Source organism: Pseudoalteromonas sp. MTN2-4 (genome assembly GCF_042848605.1).
In the GTDB taxonomy this organism is placed as follows: domain Bacteria; phylum Pseudomonadota; class Gammaproteobacteria; order Enterobacterales; family Alteromonadaceae; genus Pseudoalteromonas.
On record NZ_BTGK01000073.1, the window covers coordinates 1 to 432 of the forward strand.

1 protein-coding gene is annotated in these 432 nt (G+C 40.0%); it reads right to left on the reverse strand.

Annotated features, from left to right (window positions below):
• Window positions 1-86 precede the first annotated feature (86 nt).
• Window positions 87-432, reverse strand: a 346-nt coding sequence (locus ACGHEH_RS21775; protein WP_390449902.1) for a hypothetical protein, incomplete at its 5' end; no start/stop codon positions are given.

A 432-nucleotide genomic window follows, 5' to 3' on the forward strand; every position in this document is an offset into this window, starting at 1 on the left:
TTGCCTAACCGGCGCAAAATAGCAGGCTATAATTAGCGACGAAGGAGTGCAAGCCTGCTGTTTTGCGTCCTTGGTTTAGGCACTTGTTAGGTGTTTTCTTCGTAAATATCTATTACATGACAAGCTTGAAAAGTGACAAGTTGCCCGCACTGAACACAATCACTGCCAGCAGGATCATTATCTAATTTGCCCTTATAGTAATTAGGGTAAACGTCTGTAATTTCTACCCACATACGTTCAACCGAAACTTCGTCAGAACCTATGTTCTCTTCCATGCTGAAAATTAGCTTTACCAAATCGCCTACTTTAAGAGATTCCCTGTCTTCTTTTTCAGGGATCCAGAATGTGTCTGGATATTCCTTATTTAATTCTTCTCCATTATCCAATTGATAATGCTCTCTTTCATAGGTTGGCAGAATCATCAAAAACCTC